Raw genomic sequence first — 20,468 nt, 5'->3', positions numbered from 1 at the left:
AAAAGTCGCCACAAAGCTACAAAATATTTACTATATAATGAAAAAAGCTAACAAATTAGCGTCTTTTTTTGTAATTTTGCTCACTCAACAATCTAAATACAAAATCATTTGAAATGAAAACTTATAAAATTATCATGCCGGTAATCGGCGCTTTGATGCTTGTCGGGTGCTCCAACCGCAACAACTCAAGCGACGAGGTGCTCCAGTCTATCCCGTTCCAGAAGGTCACTCTGCAGGACAACTTCTGGCTGCCGCGCCTCAAAACGCAGAAAGAGGTGCTCGTGCCATTCGCACTCGACAAGGTGCGTCCCGCCATGGACAACCTGCGCAAGACCGGCAACTATCTCAACGGAGTGAAGGACGAGCTGCCGTTCCCTCACCGTTTCGTGGCTTCCGACCTTTACAAGGTGATGGAAGGCGCGGCATATCTGCTCACGCTGGAGAAGGATCCGGCGCTCGAACATACAATGGACAGCATCATCGACCTCATCGGACGTGCACAGGAAGCCGACGGTTATCTGTATGAGTCGCACACGACAGGAGTGTCGGCCAACCACGAACACTGGGGCGGAGCCGGCATGGGAGACAAACCTTACTCATGGGTGGTGCACAGCCACGAGCTCTACAACATGGGACACATGTACGAAGGTGCCGTGGCCTACTATCAGGCAACGGGCAAAGACAAGTGGCTGAAGATAGCCGAGAAGAACGCAAGACACATCAACCACGTGTTCTTCGAAGGCGATCCGAAATACAACGGAGGCAAACCCGTGAACCAGGCTCCGGGACATGAGGAGATAGAACTGGCGCTTGTAAAGCTTTTCCATGCCGCAGGCGACTCGCTGTATCTTAACATGGCGAAGCGGTTCATCGACATACGAGGAGTGACATACAAGCCGGAGGGCGACGGAGTGATGAGCCCGAGCTACGCGCAACAGCACCTGCCGGTACGCCAGCAGACCAAGGCTGTGGGCCACGCCGTGCGCGCCACATACCTGTATTCTGGCATGGCGGATGTCATGGCACAGACAGGCGACCAGACACTGCGCCCGGCACTCGACAGCATCTGGGCCAACATCGTTGACACACGCATGCACATCACCGGAGGACTGGGTGCCGTACACGGCATCGAAGGATTCGGTCCGGAGTATCTGCTGCCAAACAAGGACGCCTACAACGAAACGTGCGCGGCAGTAGGAAACGTGATGTTCAACTACCGCATGTTCATGGCTGAGAAGGACGCCAAGTACATCGACGTGGCCGAAGTGGCGCTCTACAACAACGTGCTCGCGGGCGTCAATCTCGAAGGTAACAGATTCTTCTACGTCAATCCGCTCGAGACCGACAGCCGTCAGGCGTTCAACCAGGGTGTGAAAGGACGCTCCCCGTGGTTCGGCACAGCCTGCTGTCCGTCGAACATAGCACGACTCATACCGCAGATTCCGGGCATGATGTACGCTTACACCGACGATGAGATATACTGCACATTCTACGCCGGCACATCCACTGTGGTGCCACTGAAGAAAGGAAAGGTCAGTGTGACACAGCAGACCGAATATCCTTTCGACGAGACAATACGTTTCGAGATAAATCCAGAAGGCAAAAGCCAGAAGTTCGCAATGCATCTGCGCATCCCGACATGGGCCGGTACACAGTTCGTTCCGGGCAAACTCTACTCGTATGTCAACGCCCGCCCGGCCGACTGGAAGCTGTTGGTGAACGGCGAGGAAGTGGAAGCCACACCCGAGAAAGGATTCGTCACCATCGACCGCACATGGAAACAGGGCGACCGCGTGGAGCTGCGTCTGCCCATGGACGTACATTTCAACAAGGCACTGCCGCAGGTTGAGGCAGACAGAGGACGCCTCTGTGTCACAAGAGGACCGCTCGTCTATTGTGCCGAAGCTGTGGACAACACTGCCATGCCGGCAAGCTATGTGCTCTCACCTGAGGCCGGAACGAGCGTGAAGAAAGCCGACAGCGGAATCATGCGCGGCATAGACTTCGTGACGGTTAAGGCGCGTTCTGTCCAGGAGGAAGGCAACGGCAGCCTCACCATGGTGCCATACTACGCATGGGACAACCGCGGCGACGACGCCATGATAGTGTGGATGGCCGACAACGACGAACTGGCAAAGGCATCCATACCAACCATACCGGAATACATCTCAGATGTCAAGGCAACACACACATTCGATCAGGACGATGTGCTCGCCATGGTAACAAACGGATATCCGGCAAGTTCGTTCGACACTTCCATACCGCGCTGGACAAGCTGGCCGCAGAAAGGAAAGGAACAGACCGTGGAACTGACACTCAAACGTCCGCTCAAGCTGCAGAGCCTTTCGGTATACTGGTACGACGACAAAGGCGGAGTACAGGTGCCGGAGTCATGGACTCTGGAATACAAGGAGAACGGAGAGTGGAAGAAGTTCCCAATCTACGTCACAGACGAATACCGTGTACTGAAAGACCAGTACAACATGGTACACCCCGGCGAGGACATCATGGCCGAGGCATTCAGACTGCACATCGTGCCGAAAGCCGACGCTGCGGCAGGTATTCTGAGCGTGCAGATAGAGGAAGTGAAGTAAAAACACTGCACAGAAAAGCATAAAAAGAAATGTCCGCAACGGGTTTCATACACACCGTCGCGGACATTTCTTTTTCCCATTCCGGCCTCAACGCCTCAGCACGTCAGCCAAGCTGCATTTCAAGATCCACCACATCGAGCCACCGTCCGAACTTGTAGCCCACGTTGTGGAAGTGGGACGCCTGCACGAAACCCAATTTCTTATGGAGCGCTATGCTCGGTTCGTTGCAGCCGGTGATGCATGCCACGAGTACCCTGCAGCCCTTGCGGCGGCACTCCTCTATCAGTCTGCGCATGAGCGACGAGCCGATACCGCGCCCGCCTGAGCCGTGGGCAACATACACCGTGGTCTCGAACGTATTGGCAAAAGCCGCACGCTCCTTCCACGGATGGGCGTAGCAATAGCCTTCCACCACCCCATTCTCCTCATAGACGAGATAAGGACACGTGGCGGCAATGTCCTTCACACGCTGCGCCATCCGCTCTTCGGTGAGCGGTTCCGTCTCAAACGTCTCCACGCCTTCGGTGATGTAGCGGTTGTATATTTCGGTGATCCGCCTTACATCCCGGTCTTCTACAAATCTTATCATAATATTTCTGTTGTTTCACTATGCGGTCACACATCATCCATAAGAGCGTCGCAGAATTATCATAACGCTCCAACGGCCGGTCCGCCACGCCATTATGCCTGCGCCGGAGCTGTCTTTCCGTCCGCCTGCAGAGTGCGTTCGGCCTTTCTGTACATACCTGCTATCATGTCGCAGGCATCCTCAAGACTTATGCACGCAGTGTTTATCATTATGTCGTAATGATGCGGATCATCCCACTTCTGGCCCGTATAGTACTCGTAGTGTGTCGCTCTGGCACGGTTCACACGCCTTACTTCGTTCTCCGCCTTTGTCCTGTCCATGTTGTATTCCTCCATACAACGTTCCACTGCATCAGGCTCATCGGAGCAGCAGAACACACGCACCACTCCACGATGTTCTCTCAGCACGAAGTCGGCACAGCGCCCGACGATGACACACGGCTCCTTCTCCGCCAGCGTGTCCACTATCTTACTCTCGGCAAGAAACAGCACATCGTCGTCGGAAAGTCCGCGTCCGGCCTGCGTTCCATAACCCTGCGAAAGCATACACTTGAGCCAGAAAGACGGTATGTTCTGCTCGTTCTTACGGATGTATTCCTCGTCCATGCCACTGTCCTGCGCCGCCATGGTGATGAATTCGCTGTCGTAGAGCTTTATACCAAGCTTTGCCGACAACATCTCTCCCAGTCTGTGGCCACCACTTCCATACTCACGCGCAATGGTCACAACAGTGTGTCTGCGGCTCTCTACGGCCTCAGCAACGGATCTGCCGGTATATCCCAGCGCACGGTCGAGAACGCGCGTGAAAGGCGTAAGAAAATGAACGATAGGCCCTACGAGCACCGCCGCGGCCACCGTTCCCTCGCGCACACCGCTTATGTTGCCCAGGAAGAACCATGAGAAACCGCACGCCAGGGCCACGTTGGATATGTCGAAGCCCAGCTTCACGTAGCCGAAGTCGCCCTTGAAACGGCGTGCCAGCGCCCTTACAAAGAACTCGCCGGCCACCATTGCTATGTCGGCCTTCACTTCAAGTGTTATGCCTATGGCAAGAATAACGCATCCGGCCAACATGCTCATCAGCTGGAAAAAGTAGTTGTCGGGCACAAGCCACGACAGCGACGACATGGAAATGTCGATGAAAGTACCGAAACACAGCGTTATGGGAAGCTGCAGCAGATACATGCGGAGGTCCGAACGCAACTGCCGGCGGTTCATAAGCGGCAGCTCCATGAGCATGAACAGGATGTTCACAATAATGGTCCACTGGCCCATGGTGAGCGGAGTGAACATGCTGAACACGTAGTTCACACTCGTGATGGGCGACGTACCGAGCAGCGCCCGTGTGATAAATGCTATACCGTAAGCATTAACAAATACTGAAAAAAGGAAGAGAAGATAGCGTCGTGTTAGATATTTCTTTGATGTCTGCATGATTTAATGATTTATTATTGTCGGTCCGGCACGCTGCCGGTTTTATGTTATACAGAGTCTGAGGACGCCATGCGCCCGTATTGCTGTGGCAGGACGCCGTGTCCTGCCGCATGTGAATAAAAACGGAAAACAAACATTTGCAGCGACGCAACCGCGTCACTTACCTGTCACAATCTTCTTTATCTCGTTGAGTTTGTTGAGAGCCTCAACAGGTGTAAGGTTGTTTATGTCGAGTCCGAGTATCTCGTCGCGTATCTGACACAGCACAGGATCGTCCAGTTGGAAGAAGCTGAGCTGCATTCCCTCACGCGTCATGTTTATCTTGTCTGCCGAAGGTTTGCCCACGCGTCCTACCTGAGAGTTGTCCGCTTCGAGCTCCTTCAGTATCACTCCTGCACGCTTCACGATGCTGCGCGGCATGCCGGCAATCTCCGCCACGTGTATACCGAACGAGTGTTCGGAGCCTCCGCGCATGAGCTTGCGCAGGAAGATAACCTTTCCATCGACCTCCTTCACACTCACGTTGTAGTTCTTTATACGTGAGAAGTTCTTCTCCATCTCGTTCAGTTCATGGTAGTGTGTGGCGAAAAGCGTGCGTGCCCGCGCCTTGGGCTGTTCGTGCAGATATTCCACGATGGCCCATGCTATGGAGATGCCGTCGTATGTCGATGTGCCGCGTCCCAGCTCGTCGAAGAGCACCAGCGAGCGCGGCGTTACGTTGTTCAGTATGTTAGCCGCCTCGGTCATCTCCACCATGAATGTCGATTCGCCCAACGATATGTTGTCCGATGCGCCCACACGGGTGAATATCTTGTCCACCAGACCTATCCTCGCGCTCTCTGCCGGCACGAAACAACCCGTCTGGGCCAACAGCACTATGAGCGCAGTCTGACGCAGTAGAGCCGACTTACCGGCCATATTGGGACCTGTTATTATAACAATCTGCTGGCGTTCGGTGTCCAGTTCTATGTCGTTGGGCACATAACGCTCGCCCACCGGCAGCTGTGTCTCTATCACCGGATGGCGTCCGCCCTTTATCTCCAGTACGTCGTCGTCGGCAACCACCGGTCTGACATAGTTGTTCTCCTCCGCCGTCTTGGCGAACGAGAGCAGACAGTCGAGGCGCGCCACGATGTTGGCATTTATCTGAATCTGCGGTATATATTCGCCGGCGGCCATGACGAGTTCGTTGAACAGGCGCGTCTCAAGGGCGAGAATCTTCTCGTCCGCGCCCATTATCTTCTCCTCATATTCCTTCAGCTCCTGCGTGATGTAGCGTTCGGCGTTTGCCAGTGTCTGCTTTCTCACCCAGTCTGACGGCACCTTGTCCTTGTATGTATTGCGCACCTCGAGGTAGTAACCGAACACATTGTTGTAGCCTACCTTCAGCGACGCTATGCCCGTCTGTTCGGTCTCGCGCTCCTGTATCTGCATAAGGTAGTCGCGTCCGCCGCGCGATATGGCCCTGAGTTCGTCGAGTTCGGGCGAAAAACCGTCGGCTATTACCCCACCCTTGCTCACGAGCTGCGGCGGGTCGGGCTGAATCTCGCGCTCTATTCTGTCGCGCAGGTTCTCGCAAAGATTCATCTGCGCGCCTATGTTCTCAAGTATCCTGTTGCCCGAATGGCAGCACGCCGACTTCAGCGGCACCATTGCCTGAAGAGCCACCCTGAGCTGAACGAGCTCGCGCGGCGACACTCTTCCCACCGCCACCTTGGATATGATGCGCTCGATGTCGCCCATGCGGTGGAGCTGCTCGTCGGCCATCTGACGGAAGTCCGGCTTGCGGAAGAAGTGCTCCACCACGTCCAGACGGTCTTCTATCTGCCTTACGTCCTTCAACGGGAACACCATCCAGCGCTTCAGCATGCGTCCGCCCATCGGTGTTACGGTGCGGTCGATGACGTCAAGAAGCGACGCTCCGTCCTCCTGCATGGAATGAAGAAGCTCGAGCGAGCGTATGGTGAACTTGTCGAGCCGCACATACCTCTCTTCCTCTATGCGTGCGAGCGAAGTAATGTGAGAGATGTGCGTGTGCTGGGTCATCTCGAGATATTGCAGGATGACGCCCGAGGCAATCACTCCACTGCGCAGATGCTCCACGCCGAAACCCTTCAGCGAGTGTGTGCCGAAGTGGCGCAGCAGCTTCTGTCGTGCGCTCTGCTCGGTGAACATCCATTCGTCCAGCTCGAACACACACCATCGGGAGCCGAACCGTTGTTCGAACTCCTGACGGCACGACTTCTCGTAGAGCACCTCCTTGGGCTGGAAACTGCCAAGCAGTTTCTCCACATAGTCGGCCGTACCCTCGCCGGTGAGGAACTCGCCGGTGGATATATCGAGAAACGCTACACCGCATGCCGACCGTCCGAAGTGCACGGCCGCCAGGAAGTTGTTCTCCTTATAGTTCAGCACATTGTCGCCCATTGCCACGCCGGGAGTCACCAGTTCGGTGATACCGCGCTTCACGAGAGTCTTCGTAAGCTTGGGATCCTCCAGCTGGTCGCATATAGCCACGCGTCTGCCCGCCCTTATGAGCTTGGGCAGATAGGTGTCGAGCGCATGGTAAGGAAAGCCTGCCATCTCCGTAGCCTGCCCCGTCTCGCGCGAGCGTCCGTTGCTGCGCCGCGTGAGAGTGATGCCCAGTATCTTCGACGAAGCAATGGCATCCTCGCAATAAGTCTCGTAGAAGTCGCCGCAGCGGAACAGCAGCAGCGCGTCGGGATGCTTCGCTTTGAGGTCGAAAAACTGTTTCATCATCGGCGTGAGGCCGTCATCTTTCTTTTTTGCAGACATGTCAGTGTATTGATTTTCAACACGCAAAATTACACAAAATCAGCGAAAAAAGACAACATTCGGCTCACATTAAACATCTGACTGACGACAAAATACGTCTGCGGAACGAAAGAAACAGAGCGTCAGGGGGTCAATGAGTACGATAATCTATTATCTGTTTGATTGACTCATCTTTCTTACGTTCCTTCTCAATCATCTGCCGACGGTCCATCTTTATAAACTCATGGTAAAAGTTTAACGCATAAGAGTCCAGCTTGTATGTATTTCCTTTACGAAACGTCTCCCACTCTTTGTCCACTTCACGTTTCATACCAAGAAGGTTTTTAACAAACAACAGATCTACTTTCGCGTTCATATCGTACTTACCTTCCTTCTTTATGTCAGGTTCAAGACTTATGGCCTTACGATAGCAGAAGTCGGCTCTCGCGCTGTAACCCATAACATCGTAGTTCACGCCCATGGCCGTCCAACATCTCATTTTATCCAAACTGACATCCGTCACATCCCTATATCTGGCGTATGTCTCCACGGCCTGCTTTCTCTGACCGAGATACGTCAGACATTTTGCTTTGTTGGAATAAGCCATCACATAGGAAGAATCAAGGGCAATGGCTTTATCCAATAGCGCAAGTGCCATGTTCATTGAGTCGCGGTGAAACGTATTCATCATGTCCACAGCCTCGTTGTTCAACTCTATCGCCTGCTTGTGTCTGTCTGCGCAACCGACCTTGCACATTATCAAAAGCAAGGCCAACAGCACGCCAAATATCCCTTGAATTTTATTCATAATCAACGGTTTAGATTTATTCATACATACGGGGCATACGCTGTTTCAATCGTACACAGAGCCGATAAGCGCTATTATTTCCCGACCGCTCCGAAGATATATGCCGCCATGAAACGGCTTCAAATTTATAAAATAAAACCATACAAGTCAAGCGGCAGAAATGTTTTTTACCGTCCTGCGATAGTTATGTAATGCTTATCGTATGCCTGCTGATAGTCTGCGTGTTTTGTCTGACAGGAGCAATTACACAGAATCATCAGAAAATATTCATTAAACAGTCATCAGAAAAAAGTGTCGTCGGACTAAACAGGAATACTGCGCGAAGCGGTTTTATTAATGAAATGACATCGAACACCGGAATTTTTTATGATAACAAACAGTGATAATAAACATGACAACACATTTGCCTGCATGACAATAAATTCCTGTTACCAAAACCAATAAACCGTCACCGCACGCCGGACTCATATTTCCGGTGCCTTTTCCCACGCCTGATATCGGCGTTTTTAAAGAAAACCCGCGGAGCCAACTTACGATTTTTCTTGACTTTATTTTGACAAAATAAAATCTCAAAATAGAAGTACGGGAACATCCAATCCGGCACTATAAAGGCCATTTCAGACTGTACGGCAATGTCATATCCCCTGCAACGTGGTACCGGAAAGTTCAAACGACACTCCGATAATGCCCATTTTATGGTCTGATTAAGTTCATATCAGGGCGTGGTTTGGACCGTTTCAGCCCCTGATATAGGCTATATCGCATGCCGGAATGGTGCTTATCGCAGGGCAGAGGAATATCCCTCAGACATAAGCTATTGACATTCAGTGTCTTATAAAAACCTCTAATAATTCGCGTATTTGCGTCCGTGCGAGAGTCAGTCCGCAAATACGCGAAAAATAAACGGGGTAGAACCGGAAACCCGGAGGGAAAAATCAAAATCCGGTTATAAATTGAAAGTCGCCCATATTACATTCGTTTCAGCATACGAAGACATCGCTTATACGTAACCGAAACCACCCTCTTTTATCAAAACCCTTTCTTTCTGAAATTCTACTCCACCACTCATAAAGAGACGAAAACATAAAGTACCGTTCACCACTTTCAGCATTCAATATTTCAACGGCCGGCACAATAAAAAGCCGCAAAGGCGTCCCGCAGCCACCACTGTTTCAAAAAACACTACCGCAACCGCCCGTTTTTGAAAATTATTTGCTATATTAGCACCGCTGTTACGCCGCGCGGCATGGCTCCGAACACGGCACGCACACAACCGGAACCACCACAGGCGCACCCCTAAACACGACATACATACTGAACCAAACAACACCACGACGCATCATGACACAACATCCTCTATGGTCCGACGATATGTGGCTGCCGCTGATGCAGCTTTATCTGAAAAAGCCCGAAGGCGTGAAACCACTCTACTCGCGACCACTCATACAGCTGAGTCTCGAACTTCACATCGAGCCGCAACATCTATACGCGCAGATGTTCAGACTGCGCCGGCCTGACACGCCGTCGCTGCAACACCTGTGGCAGAGCTATTCGGCAAACCCGCGCAAGCTGTCGCGCGACGTGAAGCGGCTGCGCCAGATGAACGGATTCGGCACGGCGGGTGCTTTCTATGAGGGTGTGGAAACAGTAGATTCGTTCGAAACCGACTACCGGCCGATAGAAGCCGACCAACGGCTCACGCCCATGATGCTGACAATGATACTCGACCTGTATTTCCGTCTGACACCCATCACCATGGTGGCGGAGACGCCCGAGGTGGACGAACTGGCGCGTCTGATGCGCATATCGCCACAGCTTGTGGTAGAAGTGATGCACAATTTCCTTGTGTGCGACCCCTGCATGAAGCACAGCGACACGTCGTTGCCACTCTACAAACCGTGTCTTGAGATATGGCGCAGGTATATATCGAAAGAGCCCGAAGAGCTCGCAGCCACGGCGGCACAGATGCGTACCTATTTCAAATGACGCACCCCTGCCCCGCCTTTTGGCCGTCCTCACACGGCAACCAGCCATAGCCGGAAAGCCATCGCATCCAGTGCCGCCGCGCCTTCCGCCTTGCTTAAACATTATTTTCATTATTTTCTTTGATGAGCCACAATAATTTTTATAACTTTGCAAAAGACAGTCTGCGCCCGACAATAAGGAAACAGATCCGCACAGGGCAGGCCGGCACTGTCTTTTTACAAACATCAATTTCACGTATACATGGCTCAGAAACTCATACAGTCACAGGAACAGAAACTGCAGCAGGTGCAGAAGCTCTCGCAGCAACAGATGTTGCAGGTGAGACTTCTCGAAATGCCGTTGGCCGAGCTTGAGGAGAACATCAACGCGGAGATTGACGACAACCCCGCACTCGAAGCACTGCCGCACGACGATTCGGCTGCCGCAATGGCCGACACAGGCGACGACCACGACGACAGCGATGCCTCGGAAGGCGACTTCGACACCATGCAGGAACGCGAAGAACGCGACGATGCGCTCAACAACGCGCTGGAGAACATAGGCCGCGACGACGAGATGCCGGCGCTGTATAACCGCGAAGAGAACAACGGAGCGGAGTATGAGGAGAAGGTATACGGCGACACCACATCATTCTATGACAAACTGAAGGAACAGATGGGTGAGACCGACCTCGACGAAAAGAGCACCGAGGTGATGGAATACATCATCGGTTCGCTCGACGACGACGGTCTGCTGCGCAAGGATTCGGAGAGCATCAGCGACGAGCTGACCATATACTACAACATCGACGTGACGCCCGAAGAGGTGGACCGCATAGTAGCCATACTGCAAACATTCGATCCGGCGGGCATAGGAGCGCACTCTTTGCAGGAGTGTCTGCTGCTTCAGATAGAGCGCAGACCCGACAGCGAGACAAAAAGACTGATGAGGGAGGTGGTGGAAAACCACTTCGACGAGTTCACGAAGAAACACTGGAACAAGATACAGGCCGCACTCGACATAAACGATACCACAACTCAGCGTCTGCAGGACGAGCTGCGACGCCTCAATCCCAAGCCGGGAGCGTCGCTCGGCGAGACGCAGGGCAGCAACCTGCAGCAGATAACTCCCGACTTCATTGTGGATACAAGCGACGCCGGCGACATAACATTCACACTAAACACGGGCAACGTACCCGAGCTGAAGGTGTCGCCATCGTTTGCCGAACTCGTGGATACCTACCGCAACAACAAGGCGAACATGACACGCCGCGACAAGGAAGCGTTGCTCTATGCCAAGGAGAAGGTGAGCCGTGCGCAGGGATTCATCGAGGCAGTGAAGCAGCGTCAGCACACTCTGCGCATCACCATGCAGGCCATAATAGACTGGCAGCGCAAGTTCTTCCTCGACGGCGACGAGGCCGACCTGCGCCCGATGATTCTGAAAAACATATCAGACAAGACGGGACTCGACATCTCTACGATATCGCGTGTGAGCAACGTGAAGTACGTGCAGACCAACTGGGGCACGTTCCCTCTGCGCTTCTTCTTCTCCGACGGCTACACCACGGGTGACGGCGAAGAGATGTCCACGCGCAAGATAAAGATGGCTCTCAAGGACATCATTGCCAAGGAAGACAAGAGCAAACCCAAGAGCGACGACGCCATAACAAAGGAAATGGCCGCACTGGGCTATCCCATAGCACGGCGCACCGTGGCAAAATACCGCGAGCAGCTGGGCATACCGGTGGCACGCCTGCGCAAATGACGGCCCGCAAAAGCAAGACGGCAACAACTGTGACACAAGCAATAGACAAATGGAAGGAAAAACAATAATTCTGGCAGCAAGGATAATGAGCATCATTTTCACACCGTTCTATCTGTCGTTGGTAGGACTGATAGCTCTTTTCACGTTCAGTTATCTAAGTCTGCTGCCATGGCAATACAAACTCACGGTGCTCGCGCTGGTTTACATTTTCACCATTCTCGCGCCCACACTGCTCATCCGTGTCTACCGACGCAACCGCGGATGGACTCTGCATCAGCTTGGAGTGAAGGAGCGGCGCGCCGTGCCTTACGTCATATCCATCGTGTGTTACTTCGCATGCTGCTACGTAATGGCGCTGTTCCACATACCGCATTTCATGATAAGCATACTCATAGCGGCACTGCTCATACAGATTGTGTGCGCGCTCATCAACACATGGTGGAAGATATCCACCCATACAGCGGCCATAGGCGGAGTGGCGGGCGCACTCATGGCTTTCGCCTTCATCTTCATGTTCAACCCCATATGGTGGCTCTGCCTCGTGCTCGTACTGGCCGGAGCAGTGGGCACAAGCCGCATGATTCTGCGTCAGCACACACTCGCACAGGTGGTCACGGGATTTGTCACAGGATGGTTCCTGGCCTACTGGACAGTGCTCATAGTTTAGCGGCAGGGCAGGGGACACGCCCCGAAAACAGCACAGGCACACTCTTAATAAGAATAAAATAACACAACATAAAAACATAACGACACATGAAACCATTAGTAAGTATCATCATGGGCAGCACAAGCGACATGCCCGTAATGGAGAAAGCATGCAAGTTTCTGAACGACATGCAGATTCCCTTCGAAGTGAACGCACTCTCTGCACACCGCACTCCGCAGGCCGTGGAGCAGTTTGCAAAGGAAGCAAAGGGACGCGGCATAAAAGTGATAATAGCAGGTGCGGGAATGGCAGCCGCACTGCCCGGAGTGATAGCAGCAATGACAACACTGCCCGTTATAGGCGTGCCTATCAAGGGTATGCTCGACGGACTGGACGCAATGCTCAGCATAATACAAATGCCACCGGGAATTCCTGTAGCGACAGTAGGTGTGAACGGTGCTATGAACGCTGCCATACTGGCCGTGGAGATGATAGCTCTGGCCGACGAGGAAGTGGCTGCACGTCTGGCTGACTACAAGGCAGGACTGGGCGCAAAGATAGAGAAGGCCAACAAGGAACTGGCCGAAGTGAAGTACGACTTCAAGACAAACTGACAACCGCACACACAGGCGGCAGCCGAATGATGGCCCAAAGCGGCACAAGACAATCCACAACAAAGATACAGGAGGAAATACGGAATGACAGACTTGTTCAACTATAAACGTCGCGAATCGACCGTGGCACAGGCCGGATGCGTCGCAATAGGCGGCGACAACCCGATACGAGTACAGTCGATGACGACAACAAACACCAACGACACCGAGGCATGCGTGCTTCAGGCAGAACGCATAATAAAGGCCGGAGGCGAACTCGTGAGACTCACCACACAGGGTACGCGCGAGGCAGAGAACCTGAAGAACATCAACGCCGGACTGCGTGCCAAAGGCTATGACACGCCACTCGTGGCCGACGTACACTTCAATCCTAACGTGGCCGACGTGGCTGCGCTCTACGCAGAAAAGGTGCGCGTGAATCCGGGCAACTATGTCGATCCGGCTAGAACATTCAAGAAGCTGGAGTACACCGACGAAGAGTACGCCGCCGAATTGAAGAAGATAGAGGCGCGCTTCGTTCCGTTCCTCAATATATGCCGCGAAAACCACACGGCTGTGCGCATAGGAGTGAACCACGGTTCTCTTTCCGACCGCATCATGTCGCGATATGGCGACACGCCCGAAGGCATCGTGGAAAGCTGCATGGAGTTTCTGCGTATATGCAAACGCGAGAAGTTCGACGACGTGGTGATATCCATAAAGGCGTCCAATACCATGGTTATGGTGCGCTCGGTGCGCCTGCTCGTCAGCCGCATGGACGAAGAGGACATGCACTATCCGCTGCATCTCGGTGTGACCGAAGCAGGCGAGGGTGAGGACGGACGCATAAAAAGCGCCGTAGGAATGGGTGCTCTGCTGGCCGACGGAATAGGCGACACCATACGTGTCTCGCTCAGCGAAGAACCCGAAGCCGAGATTCCGGTAGCAAAACATCTGGTAGATTACATGACACAACGCGCCGGACACATGCTCATACCGGGCACCGCAGCACCGTCATTCGACTGGCTGCATCCGGAACGCCGCGCCACAACCGCAGTCGGAAACGTGGGAGGCGACCGCGTGCCTGTAGTGATTGTGAACGGAACAGGCAACGAAACGGCAGACAGCTTCGGCACGGACACTACACCAGACTACATATACTGTGGCGCCACTCTGCCCGAACACCGCATAGAAGGCATGAGATACATTGTGGATTTCGGTGCTTACGACGGCAGCGAGAACGTATTCCCGGTGTTCCCTTCGAACGCCATACCGTTCATATCGCTCGTGAAAGCTCCGCTGAAGTTCCTCGTGCTGCAGTTCGGTACACCTGTTGAGGAATACACGGCATGTCTGAAGGCTCACCCGGAAGTGGTGGCCGTATGCATGAGCAACCACCAGAACCGTACGGGCGAACAGCGCGCACTGGTTCACGAAATGATGTGTGCAGGAGTGAAGAATCCCGTTGTCTTTGCACAGATGTATAACCACAGCGCAGCCGAAAAGGCAGACCTGCAGCTTGAGGCGGCCGCCGACATGGGCGCCCTCATGGCCGACGGACTGACCGACGGACTGTGGCTGATGAACAACGGCGACATTGCACTGCGCGACATTGCCGACACTGCATTCGCCATTCTGCAGGCCGCACGACTCCGCACATCGAAGACCGAATACATAAGCTGTCCGGGATGCGGACGCACATTGTACGATCTGCGCACCACCATAGCACGCATAAAAGCCGCAACGGCACATCTGCGCGGACTGAAAATAGGCATTATGGGGTGCATTGTAAACGGTCCGGGCGAAATGGCCGATGCCGACTACGGATACGTGGGAGCCGGAGTGGGGAAGGTTTCGCTCTACCGCCGCAAGGAGTGTGTGGAGAAAAACATTCTGGAGGAAGAGGCTGTGGAGCATCTGCTCGCACTCATCTACAGCGACCGCAAGGCACAACAATAGACGGAAAATAAATAAACCGAAAGGACAGACCACAGAAACACTGTCTGAAAGACTACCTGACAATCAGCAGAAACAATGTGTGTCTGTCGCTTCATCAAATCCGGAACAACCGAAATACAACCGTATTAAGGGTTATCATTCAGCCTGTTAAACACCCATTTGACAGGCTGAATGATTTAAAAAACCTCCACATACATATTCTTCATGAATACATACAATTCACACAAGAATATCATACTCTGCATAAACAGACACAGAAAAAACCTGTAAACCGCATTATAAATCTAAAAAGTCAATAACTTCAAACCGTGAATCAGCCGCTGAAGTGACCGGTGTTGATTCGTACCAACAGCAACACAACATGAAACAGATATTAAGTATCGTAGCTTTTCTGCTGCTAAGCATGAATGCCACTGCAGCCAACCATGTTTTGTTTGAAATAGGAAAGAAAGACGGGGCTGCCTCGGAGTTTGCACTGGCACCGGACCAATACAAGAAATTTCTGATGAAAAACAGTGGTGTGAAAACATACTACATAGGATATTCCGATGCAGGAAAAGACTGGCCATACGCCTTTCCGGGACCACAGGACGGATGGGGAGGCGGCGGTTACTGGTCCGGTTATCATCCAAGGCATTTCCCGGTGATACAGTTTGAACTGGAGAAACTGGCACAGGAAGGAAATTGCAGTCTTGTAATCTCGTTCGCCGGAATAAACAACATTTCCACAACACGATGGCGTGTAGAGATAAACGGACACAGATTTGAAAAAGACTTCAAAGGGCGTTCATCGGCCAAAATGCTCAAGGGAGAAGAAAAAGCCGCACCGGAAGAATGGACAATAGAATTCCCCGTCGGATGGTTGAAGCAAGGAATGAACCGCATACAGCTGGGTATTATAAAAGGATACTGGTGTGTGTTTGACCAGATAAAACTGAACACGCCCGACAAATGCCGTCTGAAGAAAGCGACATCAAGTCTGATCCGATCCGTAAAGGCAGCTCCGTTCGAATACAAACGCGACGGAAAATACTATCAGCCGGTACTGGTGGACATGATACAATATGACAAAGCACGGACGCTTACATTTGAGACCAAGGGAATGAAAAGCTGTACGAGAAAAATAGAACCGGGAGAAAGCATACAGGAAATACTGCTTCCGGCCGTAAAAGGAAAACGTACACAGACATTCCGAATCAAAGCAGACAATGAGGTTATATTCACAGGAAAGATAGAACGGAGCCATCAACCGCTTCATACGTATGCGGATTATGTTGACCTGCTGATGGGAACAGGAAACTCAAGATGGATGTTCAAGCCGTCGCCAACATTGCCGCTGGCCATGGTGCAGATAGCTCCCGACAACCAAGACGAGATATGGAAGGCCGGCTACGAATACAGCATAGAGAATATCATGGGCTTCAATCATTTCTGCGACTGGACCATGACCGGCTTTATCATGCAGCCGACATGCGGTCAGCTCCAGGTGAATCCCGGCAGAGAGGACTTCCCGGACGAAGGCTATCGCTCGCGTATAGACAAAGCAACAGAGGATGCCAGGGTGGGCAAATACTCTGTTTACATGACCGACACACATATTAAGGCAGAAATAACATCCACCCGCCGCGCCGCCATGCAGCGCTATACGTTCCCTGAAAGAGACGACTCACGTATATTGATTGACCTGTTCGCACCCAACGAATATCCTCACAACCTGAAGGAAGCCGTTGTAACAAAGCAAAGCGACAGCGAGATATACGGATATGCAACCTATTACAACGCATTCACTGGCTATTCGCTGGAGCAGGAATACACGTTGTATTTCGTACTGCAGTTCAGCAAACCGTTCGAGTCCATGAACGGATGGACAAACGACAGCGTGAAAGCTGTGACGGGATACATAGGCAACTGGAACCGTAATCACGAATTTTCATCGAAACCCGAAATCCTGACAAATATATCCGAACTGAAAGGGAAAGGCGACGCCGGAGTGTTCCTTAACTTCAAGACAAAGGAGGGTGAGGAGATAATTGTGCGCTCAGGTGTCTCGCTTGTGGACATAGACGGTGCACGAAAGAATCTGGAACAGGAAATAAACATGCCTTTCGGATGGGATTTTGAGAAGGTGGTACAGAACGCCCGTTCCGTATGGGACAACTATTTAGGCCGCATAGAGATTGAAACGGACGACTATCTGCAGAAAAGAAAATTCTATACTAACTTATACAGAGCATTGTCGGCAAAGGCCATATGGAGCGACGTGGACGGACGTTTCAGGGACGAACGTGAACAGATCAGACAACTGTCGCAACCGGACGACTGCATTGTCAGCGGAGAATACTGGAACACCTTCTGGGACAACCAGCCTCTGTTCAATCTGATAACGCCCGAGATATCCAGCCAATGGGCGCGCTCCGCCATCACGCTGTATAAGAACAGCGGATGGTTCAATACGGATCCGGCCGGAGTGGAACACACAGGTGTGATGGTGGCCATGCATGTTGTGTCACAGATTTTGGGCGCATGGCAGAGCGGAATACGTGATTTCGACCTGCCCACAGCTTACGAAGGTCTGAAGAAGATGCTGACAGTGGCACCGCAGAAATATGAAGGTGGAGGAACTGTAGGAGTGGAACATCTCGTGCCATACATGGAATACGGATATATTCCGGCTTGGAAAGGACTGGTGTCAAATACTCTTGAATACGCCTACGATGACTGGTGTCTTGGACAGATGGCCCTGTTGCTGGACAAGAAAGACGATTATAAATATTTTGACAAGCGCTCAGAGAACTGGAAAAATCTGTTCGATCCGGAAACAGGATTCATCCGTCCGAAGGATGATAAAGGAAACTGGACGGAACCGTTCGATCCATATCACACACCGGGATTCACAGAAGGCAATGCCTTCAATTACTCATGGTTTGTACCGCACCATCCTGAACAACTCATAGAAAAAGTAGGAAAGGAACGATTCATCAAGAGACTGGACGAGGCGATGGGGAAATCGTCATACGCTAACTTCAACGCATCGGGTGATGATTTTTCCAATTATCCAATCAACCATGGAAATGAAACATCGATGGAAGTGGTTTATCTCTTCAACTGGGCTGGCGTACCATATCTGACACAGAAATGGGTACGCGCAATCCAGGAACAGTATTACGGTACCACTCCTTACGACGCTTACCCGGGCGATGAAGACCTGGGACAGATGAGCAGCTGGTTTGTGATGAGCGCCATAGGTATGTTCCAGATGGACGGAGGATGCTCTCAGGAGCCTGTTTACGAACTTGGCTCACCAAGATATCCCAAGATAACAATCCATCTGAACGGGAAATATGGACGCGGCGACAAATTTGTAATAGAAGCAAAGAATGCGTCCAAGGAGAATAAATACATTCAGAACGTCACACTGAACGGCAAGCCTGTCAACGATTTCAGAATATTACAGAAAGAAGTTTTGAAAGGCGGATACCTCCAGATACAAATGGGTGACACTCCAAACAGAAGCTGGGGAGCTGACTGAAACGGAACTTTCCGCATGAGTAAAGACAAATCATGACAGGACTTGAACCGCATATCATAAAAGAAACTTACAATCCGAACACAGTATCTTACATAAATATATAAACACATGGACATAACACCTCGATACGTTGCAGACGCCACACGCTACGACAACAACGATATGTACGCACGGTGCGGCCGCTCCGGAGTGCTATTCCCGAAAGTATCTTTAGGACTGTGGCACAACTTCGGAGGCACAGTGCCTTATGAACGCAGCCGCCAGATGGCACGCTATGCCTTCGACCACGGCATCACCCACTTTGACCTTGCCAACAACTACGGCCCGCCATACGGTTCGGCAGAGGAGACCATGGGCCGGCTCATCGACGACGACCTGCGTCCGTATCGCGACGAACTGTTCATTTCGACCAAGGCCGGTTACGACATGTGGCCCGGACCATACGGCAACTGGGGCTCGCGCAAATATCTCATGGCAAGCATCGACCAAAGTTTGAAGCGCATGCATCTCGATTATGTCGATCTGTTCTACAGCCACCGGTTCGACCCGAACACGCCGTTGGAAGAGACGCTGCAGGCACTCGTAGACATAGTGCGTGCCGGAAAGGCTCTCTATGCCGGCATATCGCGATGGCCGCTCGAGGCTCTGAAGACTGCCGACAAGTATCTGAGAGAACACGATGTGCCGCTGCTCATATATCAGGGACGGCTGAATATGCTCGACCATGAACCTCAGGAACAAGGCATCACAGACTATTGTGCCGACCACGGCATCGGTTTCATAGCCTTCTCGCCACTGGCACAGGGATTGCTCACCGACAGATATCTGAACGGTATTCCCACCGACAGCCGCATGGCACGCGGCGAACATCTCAAACGCGAGGCACTGACACCGGAACTGCTGAACCGTCTGCAGAAGCTCAACGATGAAGCGCAGGGCAGGGGAGAGACACTTGCACGCAGCGCACTGAGATGGGTATTGGAACAACGCGGTGTCACATCAGTGCTCATAGGTGCAAGCAGCGTGGAACAACTGGCCGAAAACCTTAAATGCATAAATAAAGGCTGAAGCAGGGAGGTCCGTATATTATGACTCTATAGAAATTCCGTGGAGATTGGTTTTATTCGTTAATCTCCACGGAATGAAGAAAAACTTACGGATAATGCGGGATGGTATGAACATTGAAGATGGTCTGCTAACGTAACAATAAATTCATGTTGTTGCCACCTGTATATACCAACCGCCGGAAAGGTGCATGCATCCCGTATGCCTCCTCGCGCATGATATCGGCATCTTTAAAGAAAACTCTGACTGCTGACTTACAGATTTTCTTGACTTTTTTTTGACAAAATAAAATCGCAAAAGAGATGTACGGCAATGTCCTATCCGGTATTATAAAGGCCATTTCAGAATGTACTGCAATGTCATATACCCCGTAACGTAGTACCGGAAAGTTCAAACGACATTTCGATAATGCCCGTTTCATGGTCCGATTCAGTTCATATCAGGGCGTGGTTTGGGCCGTTTCAGCCCCTGATATGGGCCATATCGCATGCCAAAATGGTGCTTATTGCAGGGCGGAAGAACACACCTCAAACATAAGTTGTTGGCATTCAATATTTTACAAAAACTTCTCATAATTCGCGTATTTGCGTCCGAGGGAGAGTCAGCGCGCAAATTCGCGAAAATTTTTCGGGGTAGAACAGAAAACTCAGACAGAAAAACCGCAGGGTACTGAAAAATCGTAACTGCCCCTTTGACTTCTATTTCATATTAAGGAAACAATGCCGATACAATGTTGACGCAACCG

The 20,468-nt window shown here is 51.9% G+C and carries 12 protein-coding genes; 8 read left to right on the top strand and 4 right to left on the bottom strand.

Annotation, left to right across the window (positions count from 1 at the left end):
• The first annotated feature begins 113 nt into the window (after positions 1-113).
• Entirely contained in the window at positions 114-2,594 is a 2,481-nt protein-coding gene (locus tag WKT13_RS02075; RefSeq protein ID WP_340322613.1) for a glycoside hydrolase family 127 protein, read from the top strand.
• 103 nt (positions 2,595-2,697) lie between these two features.
• Here WKT13_RS02075 and WKT13_RS02070 read toward each other — a convergent pair whose 3' ends face one another.
• The 4 genes from WKT13_RS02070 to WKT13_RS02055 form a co-directional block, all read right to left on the bottom strand.
• A complete protein-coding gene (locus tag WKT13_RS02070) occupies positions 2,698-3,183 on the bottom strand; it encodes a GNAT family N-acetyltransferase (protein ID WP_340322612.1) in 486 nt (161 codons plus the stop codon).
• Between the two features lie 92 nt (positions 3,184-3,275).
• Entirely contained in the window at positions 3,276-4,616 is a 1,341-nt protein-coding gene (locus tag WKT13_RS02065) for a cytidylate kinase family protein (RefSeq protein WP_340322611.1), read from the bottom strand.
• A 156-nt stretch (positions 4,617-4,772) separates the two neighbouring features.
• Positions 4,773-7,412, bottom strand: a complete 2,640-nt coding sequence (mutS, locus tag WKT13_RS02060; RefSeq protein ID WP_298619014.1) for a DNA mismatch repair protein MutS — start codon at positions 7,410-7,412, stop codon at positions 4,773-4,775.
• A 130-nt stretch (positions 7,413-7,542) separates the two neighbouring features.
• Positions 7,543-8,199 carry a tetratricopeptide repeat protein gene (locus WKT13_RS02055; protein ID WP_340322610.1) on the bottom strand — a complete coding sequence of 219 codons (657 nt, stop codon included), beginning with the start codon at positions 8,197-8,199 and terminating at the stop codon, positions 7,543-7,545.
• A gap of 1,341 nt (positions 8,200-9,540) precedes the next feature.
• Between WKT13_RS02055 and WKT13_RS02050 the strand changes: the two genes are divergently transcribed.
• The 7 genes from WKT13_RS02050 to WKT13_RS02020 all read left to right on the top strand — a co-directional run bounded on the left by WKT13_RS02050 (position 9,541) and on the right by WKT13_RS02020 (position 19,726).
• Positions 9,541-10,185 carry a hypothetical protein gene (locus tag WKT13_RS02050; protein WP_340322609.1) on the top strand — a complete coding sequence of 215 codons (645 nt, stop codon included), beginning with the start codon at positions 9,541-9,543 and terminating at the stop codon, positions 10,183-10,185.
• A 240-nt stretch (positions 10,186-10,425) separates the two neighbouring features.
• Positions 10,426-11,931, top strand: a complete 1,506-nt coding sequence (rpoN, locus tag WKT13_RS02045) for an RNA polymerase factor sigma-54 (protein ID WP_340322608.1) — start codon at positions 10,426-10,428, stop codon at positions 11,929-11,931.
• A 49-nt stretch (positions 11,932-11,980) separates the two neighbouring features.
• Positions 11,981-12,598, top strand: a complete 618-nt coding sequence (locus WKT13_RS02040) for a phosphatase PAP2 family protein (RefSeq protein ID WP_340322607.1) — start codon at positions 11,981-11,983, stop codon at positions 12,596-12,598.
• A gap of 86 nt (positions 12,599-12,684) precedes the next feature.
• Positions 12,685-13,191: a 5-(carboxyamino)imidazole ribonucleotide mutase gene (purE, locus tag WKT13_RS02035; RefSeq protein WP_298619025.1), complete on the top strand. Its 507-nt coding sequence runs from the start codon at positions 12,685-12,687 to the stop codon at positions 13,189-13,191.
• Between the two features lie 84 nt (positions 13,192-13,275).
• A complete protein-coding gene (locus WKT13_RS02030; RefSeq protein WP_340322606.1) occupies positions 13,276-15,129 on the top strand; it encodes a 4-hydroxy-3-methylbut-2-en-1-yl diphosphate synthase in 1,854 nt (617 codons plus the stop codon).
• Positions 15,130-15,490: 361 nt separating this feature from the next.
• Positions 15,491-18,658 (top strand): GH92 family glycosyl hydrolase, encoded by a 3,168-nt coding sequence (locus WKT13_RS02025; RefSeq protein ID WP_340322605.1) that lies wholly within the window; start codon positions 15,491-15,493, stop codon positions 18,656-18,658.
• 108 nt (positions 18,659-18,766) lie between these two features.
• Positions 18,767-19,726, top strand: coding sequence for an aldo/keto reductase (locus tag WKT13_RS02020; RefSeq protein WP_340322604.1), 960 nt, complete (start codon positions 18,767-18,769; stop codon positions 19,724-19,726).
• The last annotated feature ends 742 nt before the right edge of the window (positions 19,727-20,468 follow it).

Origin of the sequence: Prevotella sp. HCN-7019 (assembly GCF_037890215.1) — a bacterium.
In the GTDB taxonomy this organism is placed as follows: Bacteria; Bacteroidota; Bacteroidia; order Bacteroidales; family Bacteroidaceae; genus Prevotella.
Note: the sequence above shows the minus strand (reverse complement) of the source record. Positions and strands in the feature narration are given on the sequence as shown.